The following is a 675-nucleotide window of genomic DNA, read 5'->3' as shown; positions in this document are numbered from 1 at the left end:
GTTGGTACCGGTCACGGTGATGGTGACGGCCTTGGGCTCGCTGACCCCACCGTCGTTGTCGGTGGCGGTATAGCTGAAGGTGACGTCACGGCTCTCGCCCGCGGCGAGACTGTCGAAGTCGGTGCCGGGCGTGAAGGTGTAGGAACCGTCGGCATTGAACGTCAGGCTGCCGTTGCCGGTGCCGACATCCGTCGCCAGGTCGTAACCGGCGATCGTTCCATCGACATCGGTCGCTGCTGGCACCTGCCCGCTGAGAACGCTGTTCTCGCCGGTGGTTTGGGTGTCAGCGACGGCCACCGGCGCATCGTTAGTCCCCGTGACGGTGATCGTCACCGTCTTGGGTTCGCTGACGCCGCCGTCGTTATCGGTGGCGGTATAGCTGAAGGTGACGTCGCGGTTTTCGCCGGCGGCGAGACCGTCGAAGTCGGTGCCCGGCGTGAAGCTGTAGCTGCCGTCGGCATTGAACGTCAATGAACCATTGCCGGTGCCGACATCCGTCGCCAGGTCGTAACCGGCGATCGTCCCATCGACATCCGATGCCGCCGGGACCTGACCGGTCAGCAGCGTGTTCTCTTCCGTCGTGGCCGTGCCTGCCTGAGCGACCGGTGCATCGTTGGTGCCGGTCACCGTTACGGTCAGCGTCGAGGTGGCGGTGCCGCCCTGACCATCGCTGCC

At 65.5% G+C, this 675-nt stretch carries 1 protein-coding gene; it reads right to left on the bottom strand.

Annotation, left to right across the window (positions count from 1 at the left end; translation table 11 throughout):
- The coding region (locus BTW07_RS19090; protein ID WP_144077014.1) for a tandem-95 repeat protein at positions 1–675 on the bottom strand (675 nt) is incomplete at both ends.

It is taken from the genome of Salinicola socius (assembly GCF_001937195.1).
GTDB classification, from domain to species: Bacteria; Pseudomonadota; Gammaproteobacteria; order Pseudomonadales; family Halomonadaceae; genus Salinicola; species Salinicola socius.
The sequence above is the reverse complement of the archived record's forward strand: the minus strand, read 5'-3'. Positions and strand labels throughout refer to the sequence as shown.